The 477-nt window shown below is 28.5% G+C and carries 1 protein-coding gene; it reads right to left on the bottom strand.

Annotated elements, in window-relative coordinates:
* On the bottom strand, positions 1-477 hold a 477-nt coding region (locus V7056_RS08115; RefSeq protein ID WP_499700905.1), incomplete at both ends, for an AAA family ATPase.

Here is a 477-nt window from a genome sequence, read left to right as displayed (position 1 = left end):
AAATTCAATATTATTTGTTCTCTTTGATAATTGTCCACTCAAATCCATAAATGCACTGAGTTCATATGTTCCAACTAGTACAAGTGGAACATTCGTTTTATTATACAAAGACTTCAAAGTGTCTAATTGATCTATATAACGTTTACCAGATGCCATTTTTAGAAAATGTTGAGCTTCATCAATAATAAACACTTCAGGGTTTCTATATATGAATAGATTTTCTACTGCTAATCGTAAATTTGCTGGACCGTCAGATAAATTGAAATTATTTTTTTTTCCTTGTTGATTATCTAAAAGCGTTTGATAATTAACTTTTTTATTTATTAACGGTTCATCAGCCGACTGAAGTATTCTTATATAAAAGTCTTTCCAGTTAAACTTTCCTGAATCTGGGGAAATTATTTCAACACAAATTAGAGGGAGTTTTGACTTATTATCATTTAATTCATCAATTAACGGTTGAATTACACTTTTCTT

The sequence above is a fragment of the Bacillus sp. JJ664 genome (assembly GCF_036962205.1).
Taxonomy (GTDB): Bacteria; Bacillota; Bacilli; order Bacillales; family Bacillaceae_G; genus Gottfriedia.
Note: the sequence above shows the minus strand (reverse complement) of the source record. Positions and strands in the feature narration are given on the sequence as shown.